General features: G+C 74.4%; 13 protein-coding genes, 1 tRNA gene and 4 pseudogenes. 11 read left to right on the top strand and 7 right to left on the bottom strand.

All coding sequences use genetic code 11. The annotated features are described in order from the left end of the window. Positions 1-495, bottom strand: a complete 495-nt coding sequence (locus tag REH70_RS18880) for an FHA domain-containing protein (protein WP_310749723.1) — start codon at positions 493-495, stop codon at positions 1-3. Positions 496-504: 9 nt separating this feature from the next. Continuing rightward, positions 505-1215, bottom strand: coding sequence for a DUF3662 and FHA domain-containing protein (locus REH70_RS18875; protein WP_310749721.1), 711 nt, complete (start codon positions 1213-1215; stop codon positions 505-507). Between the two features lie 272 nt (positions 1216-1487). Between REH70_RS18875 and REH70_RS18870 the strand changes: the two genes are divergently transcribed. Further along, a tRNA-Leu gene (locus tag REH70_RS18870) sits at positions 1488-1569 on the top strand. 83 nt (positions 1570-1652) lie between these two features. Here the strand turns inward: REH70_RS18870 and REH70_RS18865 are convergent. After that, positions 1653-2354 (bottom strand): NADPH-dependent F420 reductase, encoded by a 702-nt coding sequence (locus REH70_RS18865; protein WP_310754422.1) that lies wholly within the window; start codon positions 2352-2354, stop codon positions 1653-1655. 49 nt (positions 2355-2403) lie between these two features. Here REH70_RS18865 and REH70_RS18860 point away from each other — a divergent pair, with 49 nt between their 5' ends. Beyond that, the gene (locus REH70_RS18860; RefSeq protein WP_310749719.1) at positions 2404-3006 is read left to right on the top strand and encodes an NAD(P)H-dependent oxidoreductase; all 603 of its coding nucleotides are present in this window, start codon (positions 2404-2406) and stop codon (positions 3004-3006) included. 90 nt (positions 3007-3096) lie between these two features. Here REH70_RS18860 and REH70_RS18855 read toward each other — a convergent pair. After that, a pseudogene (locus REH70_RS18855) lies at positions 3097-4243 on the bottom strand (ScyD/ScyE family protein). Positions 4244-4858: 615 nt separating this feature from the next. On the opposite strand from REH70_RS18855, the gene map reads away from it, so the two are divergent. Together map and REH70_RS18845 are read left to right on the top strand one after the other, a co-directional pair. Continuing rightward, positions 4859-5719: a type I methionyl aminopeptidase gene (map, locus tag REH70_RS18850; RefSeq protein WP_310749717.1), complete on the top strand. Its 861-nt coding sequence runs from the start codon at positions 4859-4861 to the stop codon at positions 5717-5719. 56 nt (positions 5720-5775) lie between these two features. Continuing rightward, positions 5776-6288, top strand: a complete 513-nt coding sequence (locus tag REH70_RS18845; protein ID WP_310754420.1) for a low molecular weight protein-tyrosine-phosphatase — start codon at positions 5776-5778, stop codon at positions 6286-6288. A 21-nt stretch (positions 6289-6309) separates the two neighbouring features. Here the strand turns inward: REH70_RS18845 and REH70_RS18840 are convergent, their stop codons facing one another. The 3 genes from REH70_RS18840 to REH70_RS18830 are packed head-to-tail and all read right to left on the bottom strand — an operon-like array spanning position 6310 to position 7847. Further along, on the bottom strand, positions 6310-6660 hold the full coding sequence (locus REH70_RS18840; RefSeq protein WP_310749715.1) for a hypothetical protein: 351 nt from the start codon (positions 6658-6660) through the stop codon (positions 6310-6312). A gap of 5 nt (positions 6661-6665) precedes the next feature. Then, positions 6666-6929, bottom strand: coding sequence for a hypothetical protein (locus REH70_RS18835; RefSeq protein WP_310749712.1), 264 nt, complete (start codon positions 6927-6929; stop codon positions 6666-6668). Between the two features lie 24 nt (positions 6930-6953). Continuing rightward, positions 6954-7847: a magnesium and cobalt transport protein CorA gene (locus REH70_RS18830; protein WP_396134578.1), complete on the bottom strand. Its 894-nt coding sequence runs from the start codon at positions 7845-7847 to the stop codon at positions 6954-6956. A gap of 173 nt (positions 7848-8020) precedes the next feature. Between REH70_RS18830 and REH70_RS18825 the strand changes: the two are divergent. The 7 genes and pseudogenes from REH70_RS18825 to REH70_RS18795 all read left to right on the top strand — a co-directional run bounded on the left by REH70_RS18825 (position 8021) and on the right by REH70_RS18795 (position 16501). Beyond that, positions 8021-9188 (top strand): annotated as a pseudogene (locus REH70_RS18825) (pyridoxal phosphate-dependent aminotransferase). A 211-nt stretch (positions 9189-9399) separates the two neighbouring features. Continuing rightward, positions 9400-12401 (top strand): annotated as a pseudogene (locus REH70_RS18820) (glycine dehydrogenase (aminomethyl-transferring)). Beyond that, the gene (gcvT, locus tag REH70_RS18815; protein WP_310749708.1) at positions 12398-13579 is read left to right on the top strand and encodes a glycine cleavage system aminomethyltransferase GcvT; all 1182 of its coding nucleotides are present in this window, start codon (positions 12398-12400) and stop codon (positions 13577-13579) included. Before REH70_RS18820 ends, gcvT begins: the two are co-directional and overlap by 4 nt. Before the next feature lie 111 nt (positions 13580-13690). Further along, a complete protein-coding gene (gene gcvH, locus REH70_RS18810) occupies positions 13691-14062 on the top strand; it encodes a glycine cleavage system protein GcvH (RefSeq protein ID WP_310749706.1) in 372 nt (123 codons plus the stop codon). 391 nt (positions 14063-14453) lie between these two features. Continuing rightward, the gene (locus REH70_RS18805; RefSeq protein WP_310749704.1) at positions 14454-14651 is read left to right on the top strand and encodes a helix-turn-helix transcriptional regulator; all 198 of its coding nucleotides are present in this window, start codon (positions 14454-14456) and stop codon (positions 14649-14651) included. A gap of 492 nt (positions 14652-15143) precedes the next feature. Further along, on the top strand, positions 15144-15887 hold the full coding sequence (locus REH70_RS18800; RefSeq protein ID WP_310749701.1) for a putative sulfate exporter family transporter: 744 nt from the start codon (positions 15144-15146) through the stop codon (positions 15885-15887). A 111-nt stretch (positions 15888-15998) separates the two neighbouring features. Further along, positions 15999-16501 (top strand): annotated as a pseudogene (locus REH70_RS18795) ((deoxy)nucleoside triphosphate pyrophosphohydrolase). The last annotated feature ends 156 nt before the right edge of the window (positions 16502-16657 follow it).

Raw genomic sequence — 16657 nt, 5'->3', positions numbered from 1 at the left:
TCATCTCTGCAGCTCGAGGACGCTCTTGCCGACCCGGACCTGCGCGCCGGGCGTGACCGGCATCGGCCGGTCGACCCGGGTCTGGCCGAGGAAGGTGCCGTTCGTGGAGCCGAGGTCCTCGACGAACCATCGACCGTCCTGCGGGTACAGGCGGGCGTGGCGCGAGGACGAGTAGTCGTCGTCCAGCACGAGCGTGCACGACGGCGCGCGGCCGACGAGGATCGCCGACGACGTCAGCGGCAGCGTCGTCCCGGTGAGCGGGCCCTCCGTGACGACCAGCCGCGTCGGACCGCCGTCGCGGCGCGGCTCCCGGACCGGGGCCGCGCCCGACGGCGCCTCGGCTGCGTCCCCACCAGCGGCCGCACGGGTCCGGCGGCGCGGCACGATGCGGGTGCCGTACAGGTCCCGGCGCAGCACCCCGATGACGGAGAGCACGAACACCCAGAGCAGGACGAGGTAGCCCAGGCGCAGCAGGGTGACCGCGAGCTCGCTCATGACGGGTGCTCAGTCATCGTGAGCGGCGTCCGCTTCGCCGGTCCAGAACATGATCCGCGTGCGGCCGATCGTCATCGTGTTGCCGTCCAGCAGCGTCGCGGCCGGCACGGCGTGCCCCTCGACGAAGAGGCCGTTGGTCGAGCCGAGGTCGCTCGCGATCACGCCGTCCGGGGTCACCCGGATCTCGAGGTGCCGGCGCGAGACGCCGGGGTCGTCGACGATGATGTCCGCCTCGGAGCCGCGTCCGATGACCGTGATCGGCCCGGTGAGCAGGTAGCGCTGCCCGTCGATGTCGACCAGCGGGTGCCGCGCGCTCGGCGCCGACGTCGTCGCGGGAGCCACGGCACCGCGCGCGGTCGCGCTGCGGACGCGGAAGCGTCCGGTCTCCAGGTCGTCGTGCTCGTCGAAGGTCACCGTGACGGGCCCCACGAAGGCGTACCGCTGACCGGACGCATGGTCCGTGACGTTCGCCGCGAGCTCGTCCGCGAGCGTCTCCTCGCCCCAGTCGACCACCTGCTGGTAGTCGGTCGGGGAGAGCTCGATCGTGAAGTCGTTGGGCACCACCGTGCGGTCGCGGTCGACGACGGCGGCGCGGTCGTCGACCTCCCGGCGCAGCGCGCTGGCGAGCTCCACCGGCTTCACCTCGCTGCGGAACGCCTTGGCGAACGCCGTGTTGACCACGCGCTCGACGCCCTGCTCGAACCTGTCGAGGATGCCCATGCCCACCTCCCTGCACCGTCGTCCCGTTGTCCACGCAGGCCCGCACCGGTGCGTGACCTGGGCAGCCGGGCACCGGACGGCGGGCCGTCGTCCACGTGCGATGGTAACGATCAGGCGTCCCCCCAGCCCCCGTGTCGGCGGGTGAGAGGCCCCGCGAGTCGCCCACGAGCGGGTCCTGAGCGGGGCCCCGCGCCTCGGCCCGGGGGCACCGGGACCCGGCCGCGGACGCGATGCGGGACCGCCCCCGGCACCGTGCTAATGTGCTCCGGCGCGCGCGAGTGGCGGAATGGCAGACGCGCTGGCTTCAGGTGCCAGTGTCCGAAAGGGCGTGGGGGTTCAAGTCCCCCTCGCGCACACAGTGAGAGCGAGGGCCCCGGCCCGCTGGTGACAGCGGATCGGGGCCCTCGTCATGTCTGGCCGGGATCGGCCCGGTCGGGTCAGGCGCCGGCGAGCGCGGTCTCGAGCTCCGGGCGGTCCATCCGCGGGCCGTAGGCGGGGGTGCCGACCGCGTAGCGGCGACCGTCGGCGAGGGAGCCGGCGTCGACCACGTCGAAGCCGAGGCGGTCGACCAGCGTGGCGACCACGGCCTTCGCCTCCGCGTCGTCCCCGGCGATCGCCAACGCACGCCGCCCCTCGGTGCCGGCGGGCGCACCCTGGCTGCCCAGGTCGTCGGACCGGATGTGGTTGAAGGCCTTCACGACGCGCGAGGTGGGCAGGTGCGCCTGGAGCAGCTCGGACGACGTCGTCGTGCCCGCGTCGAGCTCGTCGATCTGACCGTCGCGCTGCGGGTAGTAGTTGTTGGTGTCGATGACGACCTTGCCGGCCAGCGGCTCGACGGGGACCTCCTGGTAGGCGTGCAGCGGGATGCTCACCACGACGACGTCGCCCTCGGCGGCCGCCTCCTGCGTCGTCCCGGCCCGGGCCGCGTCGCCCAGCTCGGTGACGAGGTCGACCAGCGTCTGAGGTCCGCGCGAGTTGCTCACGACGACCTCGAGGCCCGCCGCGACGGCGATGCGCGCCAGGGTTCCGCCGATGTGTCCTGCTCCGATGAGCCCGATCGTTGTCATGACCGCCGCAACCCCGCGCCGGGCCGCCGTGTTCCCCGCTGGTGCGCGGGCGTCGAGATGCCGACCGGGCACCCGCACCGGACGATCGGACGGACACCCGTCATCCGAACGAAGGAGCACCATGAGCGTCAAGGTCGCGATCCTGTACTACTCGGCCACCGGCACCCTGCAGGGCATGGCGGAGCGGCTCGAGCAGGCGGCCACAGCGGCCGGCGCCGAGGTGCGCCGTCGGCACGCGAAGGAGATCGCTCCCGAGGCCGCGATCGCGTCCAACCCGGCGTGGGCCGCTCACGTGGAGGCGATGAAGGACGAGCCGACCGCGTCCGCGGACGACATGGTGTGGGCGGACGTCGTGCTCCTCGGGTCGCCGACCCGCTACGGCAACGTGACGAGCCAGTTCCAGCAGCTGCTCGACACGACCGGGCCGGCCTGGGCCCAGGGTCAGCTCGCCGACAAGGTCTACGCGGGGTTCACCGCGTCCCAGACGGCGCACGGCGGTCAGGAGTCGACGCTGCTGTCGCTGTACCACCAGGTGGCGCACTGGGGCGGGATCCTCGTCACGCCCGGCTACACCGACCCGCTGAAGTTCGTCGACGGCAACCCGTACGGCGTGTCGCACGCGACCGGCGGGGACAACGACATCCCCCTGGGGCAGCCCCAGCTGGACGCGCTGGACCACCTCGCCCAGCGGACGATCGCGATCGCGCGGCGGCTGCAGGGCTGAGGTCGCCCGCGCACCAGGACGGCGGCGGGTCCCCACGGGACCCGCCGCCGTCGTCGTGCAGGCGACCGTGCCGGTCAGCGACCGTTCTTGTCAGCGACCGTGCCGGAGCGGGATCTTCAGCACCTTCCCGCTGGGCGGCGCACCCTCACCGGGGAAGACCTCGGTGGTGAGGTAGAGGGTGCGTCCCTCCACCTCGACGGCACCCGGCTGGGCGACACCCTCGAGGAACGGCTGCGGCGTCGACGAGCCGCGGGGGATCACCGAGACCCGCCCGGCGAACAGCTCCGCGACGTAGATCTCGCCCTTGGCGCCCACGGCGAGGTCGACCGCACTGACCAGACCGGTGGCCACGAGGTGCGTCGTGCCCTTGCGGGGGTGGACCTTGAACACCGACCCGGCCGGCGGCATGCCGGGCGCCTCGGGACCGCCGGGCAGCGCGCTGACGTACAGCCAGCCGTCCCTGCCGACCTCGACGTCGGTGGGGACCGGCTCGAGCAGGTAGGTGGCCCCCTCGGTGCAGCCCGGGAGCCCCATCCCGGCGACCATCTCCGCGCTCACCGTCACCGGGACCGGGGAGGACGGCGACCGTCTCCACCTTGCCGCGACGGTCGATGGAGAGGATGTCGTTGCCCGCCGCATCGGCGACCAGGAGCGAGCCCCGCCACGGCGTGGTCGCGTACGGGTGGGCCTCGACGACACCCGTGTACCGGAAGGGGTAGCCGTCCGGGACCTCGCACCCGTCCGGCAGGTCCGTGAATCCGTAGCTCACGCCACCGTCGGGGTTGTGGGTGGCCTCGTACTCCGTCAGGTCTGCCAGCTCGGTGACCCGCCCGCGCCGGTCCCTCTCCCAGACGTGGCCGGCGACCGGCGCGCTGGTCACGGGGTCGTACTCGGTCGTGGCGAAGTACACGGTCCGGCCGTCCGACGACACGCCGGCGTGCTCGACCCCGCCCTCGGCGTCGCCCACGAGGGTCGTGTACGACCCGTCGCGAACGGCCCCGACCTCGAACGCGAAGTCCTGGCTGACGTAGACGGTGCGGTGCTTGCCGACGCTGAGGCTCAGGGGGCCGACCAGACCGTCGACGAGCACCTCGGGGGTGCCCGGAGTCGGTGGTGGCCAGTGACCGCGGTCGCGGTCGTGTGCCTGCGCCGCACCGCCGGTGGCCACCAGGGCTCCGCACAGCACGGTCGAGGTGAGGGCTGCGCGCAGGGTTCGCGGCAGGGTGGAGACAGGCATGGGTGCTCCCGGGAGGAGAGAGGGGACCAGACGTGGGGCGTCCAACGCGTCCCGACCGGCCCGCCCCGCGCCCCGTCGGGCGAGGGTGCGGACCTCGACGTCCGCCGGCGCCGTGCCGGCCGTGTGCACCGGAGCGCACAGGGAGAAGCACAGCGCACGCGCCCATACCGGGGCAAGAGGGATCTTTCGGACTCGCGGTCGCCGATCACGGCGCCATGGCGCGCGGCTCGTCCGCGGACGAGGACGGGTGACGTCGCGTCCGGCATCGCACACCGTCCCCGTGCGCCGCCGGCGTAAATCGCTGGCGCGCTGCGAAGGACGGACGTACGGTCGGGGCATCGAGGAAGGAGGTGGTCCAGAAGTGAATTCTCTTCGGACGCGAGAGGTGACTGTCCACTAGTCGCCCGTTCCATCGGACGGCACTGTCCGGGCTCGACGGCCATGTGCGGCTGGTGAGTCCCAGGCAGTCACCGCAGCCCGTGGGTGCCACGCAATCGTCCGGCGTGGCAGGACCGCAAGGTCCGGCCCACGGGCTGTTCCCTGCCCGGACGCGGTCGCGCGTCGCGGTGCGGCCCCCGTCGTCCGGCGCCGCCCCGGGGTGAGAAGGTGTCGCTCATGGTCGACCTCAAGAGCACAGCCGAGATCGAGGGCATCGCCGTCGCGGGACGGTTCGTCGCCGGCGTCCTCGCCGCGGTCCGCGAACGGGCCACGGTCGGCACGACGCTGCGCGAGCTGGACGCCCACGCCCACGGCATGATCCGCGACGCCGGAGCGCGTTCCGTCTACCTCGGCTATCACCCGTCGTTCGGGGCGATGCCCTACCCCGGCGTGCTCTGCACGTCCGTCAACGACGCGGCCCTGCACGGCCTCCCGTCGGACGACGTGCTCGCGGACGGTGACCTGCTGAGCATCGACTTCGCCGCTGAGGTGGGCGGCTGGGTGGCCGACTCGGCGGTGTCCTTCGTGGTCGGCACACCGGATCCCGAGTCGCTGCGCCTCATCGAGGTCACCGAGAGCGCCCTGCGCGCCGGCATCGCCGCCGCCCGACCGGGTGCGCGCATGGGCGACATCTCCGCCGCGATCGGCGAGGTCGGCCGCCGCGCGGGCCTGGGCATCAACGCGGACTTCGGCGGCCACGGCGTCGGCCGCACCATGCACGAGGAGCCGCACGTGCCCAACCTCGGCACCGCGGGGCGGGGCATGAAGCTGCGCACCGGCCTGGTGATCGCCATCGAGCCGTGGTTCATGGCCGGCGGGGACGGCTACCTCATCGACGACGACGGCTGGACCATCCGATCCGCCGACGGCTCACGTGCCGCGCACGCCGAGCACACGGTGGCGATCACGGCCCGCGGGCCGGTCGTGCTCACGGCGCCGGCCCAGGGCGCCACGACGGCGCCGACGACGCCCCGCGCGCCGTCGTCGGCCCCGGCGCCCGGGCCCGGCACCGAGCCGTCCGACGGAGGCCCGGCGTGAGCGCGCGGGACCGCGCCCGCACCGGCAGCGGCGAGAGCGCGGCCCGGTACCGGGTGATGACCGTGTGCACCGGCAACATCTGCCGGTCGCCCATGGCCGAGGTCGTCCTGCGCCGGCGGCTGGACGACGCCGGCCTCGGGCACCTCGTGGAGGTAACGTCGACCGGCATCAGCGACGAGGAGGACGGCAACCCCGTCGACACCCGGGCCCAGTCGGTCCTGCGCGCCCGGGGGTACGAGGTGCCGCGGCGTGCGGCGCGTCAGGTGCGCGCCACGGACCTGACCGGCAACGACCTCGTGCTCGCGATGACGTCGACGCACGCCCGGGCCCTGCGCCGGCTGGCCCGGACGCCTGAGCTCGCCGGCCGGGTCGTCATGTACCGGTCCTTCGACCCGGCGGCGCCGCTCGACGAGGCCGCCGACGCCGAGCACCTGCTCGACATCGCCGACCCCTGGTACGGCGGGGATGCCGACTTCGTCGAGTGCCTGGACCAGGTGGAGGCGGCTGCGGACGCCGTCGTGGACCGGGTGCGCGCCGACCTCGCGGCGCGCGGGGTCACCACCGGCTGACGCGCCACCGACGCGCCGGACTCAGCCTGCCGTGTCGGTCCGCGTCAGGGTGGTGCTCTGCATGAAGTGCATCAGGCTCGTCGTGTCCAGTGTGAATTCGTCCGGCTGCTGCTGCCGCACGCCGGCGTCGTACAGCTTGGCGACGATCGAGTACTGCTGCGGCAGGACGTCGTCGACGACCCAGCAACGCCATGCCACGTTGTCCTCCTCGGCCGCGATGGTCCGGGTCTCGCAGGTGTTGAACGGTCCGTCGACCCCACGGTGCAGCTCGCGCAGCCTGCTGCCCGTGATCTTCGAGTTGGTGCCGCCCTCGAGGACGTCGATGGCGATGGCGTAGGACCGATCGGTGAACCCGGCGATCGAGGCGCTCACGAAGATCATGCTGCCGGAGGTGTCATAGGTCTCCACCCCTCCAGGTCGCCGGCGTGGAGGAGTGCGGCGTAGTCGACGAAGGGCACGTCCTGCTCGACGACGATCGAGGTGATGGACGCGCCCAGGCGCTCACGCGGTTCGAGCCTGGGGACCACGAGGTAGAACGCGCCGTAGAGGGCCACGATGTTGGTCGCGAGGAGACCGCAGAGGGTGAGCAGCGACGTGAGGCTCCATCGTCGGCTTCTCGGCTCGCTCGCTTCACGGGTCATGTCAACCTCGGGATGGTGGGGCGTCTACAGCCAGTGGTTGCGCCGGAACAGCGCGTGGAGCCCGACGCACGCCGCGACGATCACGCCCAGCACGACGAAGTAGCCGTACCGCGTCTCGAGCTCGGGCATGTGGTCGAAGTTCATGCCGTAGATGCCGGCGATCGCCGTCGGCACCAGCGCGATCGCGGCCCACGCCGAGATCTTGCGCATGTCCTCGTTCTGCCGGACCGAGACGCGGTTCTGCTCGACCGTCACCTGGGCGAGCTCGGCCTGCAGCACGTTGGTCAGCAGGGCGTCGTAGCCCTCGATCGCGTCCGCGGCGCGCAGCAGGTGGTCGTGGACGTCGCGGAAGTTCCGCCGCGCGTCGGGCCCGACACCGGGCACCGTGCCGTCCACGAGCTGCTGCACCGGCGCCACGAGCGGCACGACGGCACGCCGGAACTCGAGCACCTCGCGCTTGAGCTTGTAGATCCGCTCGGCGTGCTCCCCGGGGACGCCGCCGAACACCTGGTCCTCGATCTCGTCGACGTCCACCCCGATGGACCCCACGATCGACAGGTACTCGTCCACGACGAGGTCCAGGCACCGGTACAGGACCGCCGCGGGCCCGTGCGCGAGCAGCTCCGGGTCGGCCTCGAGGTCGCGGCGCACCTGGGCGGGCACGTCGGTCTCGCCGTGCCGGACGGTGAGGATGACGTGCGGCCCGAGGAAGATCGCCAGCTCGCTCATCCGGACGACCTCGTCGTGGTCGACGTACCGCGCGGGCTTGACGACGGCGAACGTGAGGTCGTCGTAGCGCTCGAGCTTGGGTCGCTGGTGGGCCTTGACGGCGTCCTCGACGGCGAGCTGCGGCAGGTCCAGCTCGCGCTGCAGCGTCGCGAACTCGGCGGCTGTCGGCTGCGACAGCCCGATCCACACGAACCCGTCCTGCGCGGCGGCCGCCTCGACGGCCCGGGCGACGTCGGTCTCGTCCTCGGGGCGTCGTCGGCCCCGGAGTACACGCCGCAGTCCACGATCACCCGGCGAGGCTACCGGCGCGGCTGCGGCACGACGCCCGTGCGCGACGGCGGCGGTCGGGACAGGATGGCGGGATGAAGCCGTCGCGGCGGTCCGCCGTCCCCCGTTCGCCGTGATGGAGATCCTGGCGGCGGCCAACGCGCGCCGCGCCGCGGGGAGTCGGTGCTCAACCTGTGCGCGGGCGAGCCGGCGACCGGTGCGTCCGACGTCGTCCGGCACCGGGCGATCGAGCTGCTGCAGTCCGGTGACCTCGGGTACACCGAGGCGATGGGTGCGCCGCCGCTGCGCCGGGCGATCGCCGAGCACTACGGGCGCTGGTACGGCGTCGACGTCGACCCGGCGCGGGTCGCGGTCACGACCGGCTCGTCCGGCGGGTTCATGCTCGCGTTCCTCGCCGCGTTCGACGTCGGTGCGCGGGTGGCCCTGGCCCGCCCGGGGTACCCGGCGTACAAGAACATCCTCGCGGCGCTCGGGTGCGAGGTCGTCGAGCTCGCGTGCGGGCCCCAGACCCGGTACCAGCCGACGGTCGCCCAGCTCGAGCAGCTCGAGCAGCTCGAGGGCCCGCTCGACGGTCTCGTGGTGGCCAGCCCCGCCAACCCGACCGGGACGATGATCGCGCCGGGCGACCTGGCCGCGCTCGCCGGCTGGTGCGCCGACCACGGCGTGCGGCTGGTGAGCGACGAGATCTACCACGGCATCACCTACGGCGGCCCGGCGCCGGCGACGGCGGCGCAGTACCTCGACCGGGGCGCCGTCGTCGTCAACTCGTTCTCGAAGTACTGGGCGATGACCGGTTGGCGGCTGGGGTGGATGCTCCTGCCGGACGACCTCGTGCAGGCCGTGGACGCCCTCGCCGGGAACGTCGCGCTGTGCCCGCCGGCGCTCGCGCAGCACGCCGGCGTCGCCGCGCTGAGCGCCGAGGGGTACGCGGCGGCGCAGGCCAACGTCGAGCGGTACACCGCGTGCCGCGACCTGCTGCTGGCCCGCCTGCCCGAGCTCGGCTGGACGCGGGTCGCCCCGGCGGACGGTGCGTTCTACCTCTACGCCGACGTCTCCGCGTCCGGGCTGGACTCACGGACCTGGTGCGCACGGCTGCTCGCGGAGGCCGGGGTCGCGCTCACCCCGGGCACGGACTTCGACGGGGTCGACGGCGACGCCTACGTCCGGCTGTCGTTCGCGTCGTCGCTCGAGGTGGTCGGCGAGGCCGTCAACCGCATCATCGCCTGGCAGCGGACGCTCTGACCCGCGCCTCGTCCCGGACCGGTCGGCGTACGCTGACCGCCGACTGCCCGGTCGGGACCTCGGGGCGCGATCCCGGGGCCGGACGACAGGGCGGGAGGGCCACCCACCCGTCCCCGGCGCACAGCCGGGCGCACACCGGAGCCGCCTCGTGACCCAGCTCGACGAGACCTCGTCCCACCCGGTGCGGCCCGACCAGGCGCAGCGCACCCACCTGAGCCGTGACGCCCTCGCCCACCGGACCGACGCAGCCGTGGACTTCGCCGACCGGCACATCGGGCCGCGCAGCCGGGACCTGTCGGTGATGCTCCACGCGCTCGGCCACGACTCCCTCGACGCGCTCGTCGACGCCGCCGTCCCCGCCGCGATCCGCACCGACCGGCCGCTCGACCTCCCCGCCGCGCGGGGCGAGGAGGAGGTGCTCTCGGCGCTGCGCGACCTCGCCTCGAGGAACACCGTGCTCACGTCGATGATCGGCCAGGGGTACTCCGGCACCCGGACGCCCGGCGTCATCCGCCGCAACGTCCTCGAGTCCCCGGCCTGGTACACCGCCTACACGCCGTACCAGCCGGAGATCTCCCAGGGACGGCTCGAGGCGCTGCTGAACTTCCAGACCGTCGTCGCCGACCTCACCGGGCTGCCGGTCGCGAACGCGTCGCTGCTCGACGAGGCGACCGCGGTGACCGAGGCGGTCCTGCTCATGCGCCGGGCGACCAAGGGACGGCCGGGCGGCGTCGTCGTGCTCGACGCCGACTGCCTGCCCCAGACCATCGCCGTCGCCCGCGGCCGCGCCGAGGCGATGGGTCTGCCGCTGGTCGTCGCCGACCTCGCCGACGGGATCCCGGCCGGCCTCGGCGGTGAGGACGGCGTCATCGGGGTCGTCCTGCAGCAGCCGGGAGCATCCGGGGTCGTGCGGGATCTGCGGCCGGTCGTCGAGCGGGCCAGGGAGGCCGGCGCGCTGGTGACCGTCGCCGCCGACCTGCTCTCGCTCACGCTGCTCACGCCGCCCGGCGAGCTCGGCGCCGACGTCGCCGTCGGCAGCGCGCAGCGCTTCGGCGTCCCGATGTTCCACGGCGGGCCGCACGCCGCGTTCATGGCGGTGCGCACCGGCCTCGAGCGCACCCTGCCCGGGCGGCTCGTGGGGGTGTCGATCGACGCCGACGGCGACCGCGCGTACCGGCTCGCGCTGCAGACCCGTGAGCAGCACATCCGCCGGGAGAAGGCGACGAGCAACATCTGCACCGCGCAGGCGCTGCTGGCCGTCGTCGCGTCGATGTACGCCGTCCACCACGGCCCCGACGGGCTGCGCGCGATCGCCGAGCGCACCCACGGGTGGGCCGTCGCGCTCGCGGACGGGCTACGCGCCGGCGGCGTCACCGTCGAGCACGACGCCTTCTTCGACACCGTCCGCGCCCTCGTCCCGGGCGCGGCGCAGGCCGTGGTCACCGCGGCCGCCGGGCGCGGGATCAACCTCTGGCTCGCCGACGCCGACCACGTCCAGGTCGCGTGCGACGAGACGACGACGGCCGACCACGTCGGTGCGGTGCTGGCGGCGTTCGTCGACGCGGGCGCCGCCGACGACGGGGCGACGCGCGCCCGGGCGGCGTCGTCGGGCACGGCGTCGTCGGGCACGGTGTCGTCGGCGGGCCCAGCGTCGTCGTCGTCGGGGACGGCGCTGCCGGACGAGGTGCGGCGCACGAGCGACTACCTGACCCACCCGGTCTTCCACGCCCACCGCTCCGAGACCGCGATGCTGCGCTACCTGCGCCGGCTCTCGGATCTGGACCTCGCGCTGGACCGGACGATGATCCCGCTGGGGTCCTGCACGATGAAGCTCAACGCCACGGTCGAGATGGAGCCGATGTCGTGGCCCGGGTTCGCCGACCTGCACCCGTTCGCCCCGCCGGATACACCGAGCTCATCGCGGGCCTGGAGGGCTGGCTCGCCGAGATCACCGGGTACGCGGCGGTGTCGGTGCAGCCGAACGCGGGGTCCCAGGGCGAGCTCGCCGGCCTGCTCGCGATCCGTGCGTACCACCAGGCCCAGGCGGCCCAGGCCGAGGCCGAGGCCCAGGCCCGAGCCCAGGCTCACACGGCGGCCGAGGACGGCGCACCGGGACACGGGTCGGGTGCCGCTCCGCGCGACGTCTGCCTCATCCCGGCGTCGGCGCACGGCACCAATGCGGCGTCGGCGGTGCTGGCCGGGATGCGGGTCGTCGTCGTCGCCACCGCGCAGGACGGCTCCGTCGAGCTCGACGACCTGCGCGCGAAGCTCGCGGAGCACGGCCGGCGGGTGGCGGCGATCATGATCACCTACCCCTCGACGCACGGCGTCTACGAGGAGGACGTGCGCACGGTGTGCGACCTCGTGCACGCGGCGGGCGGTCAGGTCTACATCGACGGTGCGAACCTCAACGCGCTGGTCGGTCTCGCGCGGCCGGCCGAGCTCGGCGGCGACGTCTCGCACCTCAACCTGCACAAGACCTTCTGCATCCCGCACGGCGGTGGCGGCCCCGGGGTCGGGCCGGTCGCGGTCGCGGCGCACCTCGCGCCGTACCTGCCCGGGCGGGGCGCGACGCCGCCGGTCTCGGCGGCGCCGTCCGGGTCGGCGGGGATCCTGCCGATCTCGTGGGCGTACGTGGCGCTCATGGGCGGGGAGGGGCTGCGGCGCGCCACGGAGACCGCGGTGCTCGCAGCGAACTACCTCGCCGCGCGCCTCGCCGACCACTACCCCGTGCTGTACACCGGGCCGAACGGCCTCGTCGCGCACGAGTGCATCCTCGACCTGCGGGCGATCACGAAGGCGACCGGCGTGACCGCCGAGGACGTCGCCAAGCGCCTCATGGACTACGGCTTCCACGCCCCGACGCTGTCCTTCCCGGTGCCGGGCACGTTGATGGTCGAGCCGACCGAGAGCGAGGACCTCGCCGAGCTCGACCGGTTCGTCGACGCGATGGTGGCGATCCGGGGCGAGATCGACGCGGTCGCGGCGGGGCGCTGGGCGGTGGCCGACTCACCGCTGCGCGGGGCGCCGCACACCGCGGCGTCGGTCATCTCCGACACCTGGGACCGCCCCTACCCGCGCGAGCTCGCCGCCTACCCGCTCGCGTCGCTGCGCACCCACAAGTACTGGCCGCCGGTCCGGCGCGTCGAGGGTGCCTTCGGCGACCGGAACCTCGTGTGCTCGTGCCCGCCGGTCGAGGCGTACGAGCAGTGAGCGCCGCCCCGGGCGCCGAGCGGCGCAGCCCGCTGCACGACGAGCACGTCGCGCTCGGTGCGGCACTGACCCCCTTCGCGGGCTGGACGATGCCGCTGCGGTACGCCGGCGACCGGACCGAGCACCTCGCGGTGCGCAGCGCCGCCGGGCTGTTCGACCTGTCGCACATGGGCGAGCTCCGGGTGACCGGGGCCGGCGCGCCGGCGCTGCTCGACCAGGCGCTCGTCGGGCACCTCTCCGCGGTCGCCGTCGGCCGGGCGCGGTACACGATGCTGTGCGCGCCCGACGGCGGCATCGTCGACGACCTCGTCGTCTACCGCACCGGCGACGACGACTTTCTCGTGGTGGCGAACGCCGCCAACTCGCACGCCGTGCTCGCTGCCCTGGACACCCTCGCGGCCGGCCGGCCCGACGTCCGGGTCGCCGACGAGTCCGCCGCGACCGCGCTGGTCGCCGTGCAGGGGCCCCGCGCCGCCGCGGTCGTCACCTCGCTCGCCGCGCCCGACGACGTCGCGGCCGTCACGGACCTGCGGTACTACGCCGGGTTGCCGGCGACCGTGGCCGGCGTGCCGGCGCTCGTGGCCCGGACCGGCTACACCGGTGAGGACGGGTTCGAGCTGTTCGTCCCCGCCGACGCCGCGTCGGGCCTGTGGCGGGCGCTGCTCGACGCCGGGTCGCCGCACGGCCTGGTCCCGGCCGGGCTGGCCGCACGGGACACCCTGCGGCTCGAGGCCGGCATGCCGCTGTACGGCCACGAGCTCGACCGTACGACGACCCCGTACGACGCCGGCCTGGGGCGCGTGGTGCGGCTCGACAAGTCCGAGCCCGACGGTGCCCCGCTCGACTTCGTCGGCCGGGACGCGCTCGCGGCGCGCGCCGACGCGGTGCCGGACCGCGTGCTCGTCGGCCTGCAGGGCCTGGGTCGGCGCGCGGCGCGCGCGGGGTACCCGGTGGTCCGGCGCGGGGACGAGGGCGCGGACGGGGGCGGGGACGAGCCGGGCGACGTCGTCGGGCGGGTGACGTCGGGTGCGCCGTCGCCCACGCTGGGGCACCCGGTCGCGATGGCCTTCGTGACGCCCGAGGAGGGCGAACCGGGGACCGATCTCGGCGTCGACGTCCGCGGGCGCACGGAACCGGTGCGGGTGGTGGCCCTGCCCTTCTACCGCCGCTCGTCGTGAGCCGCCTGCCGTGACGCTGTCGCCCCGCTCCGCCCCGCCCCGCCCCGCCCCGCCCGACACGCCGCCCCACCTGACACCTGCCCCGACACCCGCCCCGCCCGAGGAGACGCCGTGACCAGCTTCCCCGAGAACCTGCAGTACACCGTCGAGCACGAGTGGGTCGCCGAGGGCGACCCCGCGACGGTCGGCATCACCGAGACCGCGGCCGAGGCACTCGGCGAGCTCGTGTACGTCGAGCTCCCGGCCGTCGGGGACGAGGTCACCGCCGGCACGGTCTGCGGCGAGGTCGAGTCGACCAAGTCCGTCTCGGAGCTGTTCTCCCCCGTCACGGGCACCGTGGTCGAGGTCAACACCGCGGCGGTCGACGACCCCGCCCTGGTCGGCTCCGACCCCTACGGCGCCGGCTGGTTGCTGCGCGTCGACGTGACGGGCACCGGCCCGCTGCTCACCGCGGACGAGTACCGGGCGCACGTCGAGGGGTGAGGCACCGCGCCCGCGCGTGAGGGCACCGCGCCCGCGCGACGGCCGGGGGACCGGTCGCCGTGGGGCGGGGACCCGGAGGTCCGCGGGGGACCGCGAGCGGCCGCGGTGGATCTGCGATGGGCCGGACGGGTGAGCGATCTGCACCGGACGCACGGGACCGCGCAACGTCCTGACCTGCGGCTTTGCGCGGTATCAGGCGCGCGCCACGCACGCCAGTGCGGCGCTGCGAACTTTCGGGTGAAAACCCGCGTCATAGCTGCGGGCCTGGGGCGTCTCTCCATGTGTCAGACAGCACAGGCGCCGCACCCGACCCGGGACGCACGCCGCAGGAACACCGGAGGTCATCGTGAGCACTCTCGAGCTGGTCAGGCCTGGCGCGTACACCGCGCCCGTGTCCGAGCCTCTGACGCGGCGCGAGCTCGTCGTCCTCGAGCACCTGTCCGAGGACGTGACGCTCGAGGAGATCGCCACGACCCTCTTCGTCACCCGCAACACCGTGAAGTCCCAGGTGCGCAGCCTCTACCGGAAGATCGGCGTCTCCACCCGGGCCGACGCCGTCGCCTGGGCCTACGCCGCCGGGCTTCGCTGAGCCCTGCTCCACACCGGGCGGTGCGCCTCGCGCCGACCCGGCGCCCTGCGGGGTGCTGACCCGGTCCTGACCGGCGCGGGCGCGGTGCCGGCCATCGGTGCTGGTCAGCGGTGCCGGCCAGCGGTGCTGGTCATCGACCAGGGCCCGGGCCGACCTCGGCCAGGTGGCGCCCTGCGCCCGTCGATGCGGGACGGGAGCGGCCCATGCGGCAGGCTGGCGGTGTGCCCACCGCCTCCGCCGACGCGGCGCCCGGTTCCGGGCGGTCGCCCGCACGGACCCCCGCCTCGCCCCTGTCGCCCGACGCGCCCCGGGCGTGATCGCCGTCCTCGTCGTCGCGGTCGGCTGTCTCCTCGCCGCGTCCCGGGTCCCGGCCGTGTCCGCCCTGCTGCTCGCCATCGCCGTCGGGCTGGTCGCCCGCAACCTGCACCTCGTCCCGGCCCGGATCGAACCCGGGCTCGCCTGGTCCTCGCGCCCCTGCTGCGCACCGGTGTCGTGCTGCTCGGCCTGCAGCTCGCGGTGGGCGACGTGCTCGAGCTCGGGCTCGGCGAGCTCGCCGTGCTGGTCGTCACCGTGGCCGCGACGTTCGCCGTCACCGTGCTCGTCGGCCGGAGGATGGGGGTCGGTCGCCCGCTGCGCCTGCTCGTGGCGACGGGCTTCTCGATCTGCGGGGCCGCTGCGGTCGCCGCCATGGCACCGGTCGCCGAGGCCGACGACGACGACGTCGCGACCGCCGTCGCCCTCGTCACGCTCTACGGCAGCGGCACGATCCTCCTGGTCCCGCTGCTCGCCGGCGTGCTCGGACTGGCCGACCGCACGGCCGGGCTGTGGGCCGGCCTCGCGGTGCACGAGGTCGCGCAGGTCGTCGCCGCGGCCGGTGCGGTCTCCGGGGTCGCGCTCGCGGCCGCCGTCGTCGCCAAGCTCGCGCGGGTGGTCCTGCTCGCGCCCCTCGTGGCGGGGGTCAGCGTGGCGGTGCGGCGGTCGTCCGCGCCGGTGCCCGGCCGCCGACGGCCTCCGCTGCTCCCGCTCTTCGTCGTGGGGTTCCTCGTCGCCGTCGCGCTGCGCAGCACGGGCCTGCTCCCCGAACGGCTCCTCACGCACACCTCGGTGCTCACGACCGTGCTGCTCGCCGCGGCCATGGTCGGGCTCGGCGCGCAGGTGCACCTGCGACGCCTGCTGCGGACCGGGGTCGCGCCCTGGGGCTCGGGGCCGTGTCGACCGTCACCGCACTCGGCGTGAGCCTCGGCGGACTCGTCCTCGTCACCTAGCGGTCACGGCGTCGTCGCGCGTCACGCGGCCGTCATCCGGGCGTCACGTCACCAGGTCGTCCGGTGAGGAAGACTGCGCGACATGACCCACCCCACCGGCGCGCCGCCCGTCCTGGTCGTGGCCGGCGCGATCCTCGACGACCTCGCGTCCCCCCGACGGCTGCTCAGCGCGCGCCGCGCCCAGCCGGTCAGCCTGGCCGGCCGATGGGAGTTCCCCGGCGGGAAGGTGGAGCCGGGCGAGGACCCGGTGGTGGCGCTGCACCGGGAGCTGCACGAGGAGCTCGGCGTCGTGGTCCGGCTCGGGGCCGAGGTCGTCGCACCGTCACCCGGGGGTGGCGCCTGTCGGAGAAGTACGTCATGCGGCTGTGGACGGCTCAGGTAGCCGCGGGCGACCCCCAGCCCCTCGTCGAGCACGACGAGCTGCGCTGGCTGGACATCGGTGCCTGGCTGTCGGTGCCGTGGCTGGACGCCGACGTGCCGATCGTGCGTGCCCTGGACCAGCAGCTCCGTGACCGGGTCGTCGACCCGAGGACCGACGCGAGGGCCGACCCCAGGACCGACGCCCGGACCGACGCTCCGTACTGATCCCCCGCTGATCTCCGCCGCCCATCCCCGCCACCCATCCCCGCCACCCATCCTCGCCGCTGATCGCTCACGGCGAACGTCGTCACGGTTGGCACTCTCGGGTGCCGAGTGCTAAAAATCTCGTAGCCACCCGGGACGGCGAGGCGCCGGACCGGG

It is taken from the genome of Cellulomonas sp. ATA003, from assembly GCF_031582905.1.
Lineage (GTDB): Bacteria > Actinomycetota > Actinomycetes > Actinomycetales > Cellulomonadaceae > Pengzhenrongella.
The sequence above is the reverse complement of the archived record's forward strand: the minus strand, read 5'-3'. Positions and strand labels throughout refer to the sequence as shown.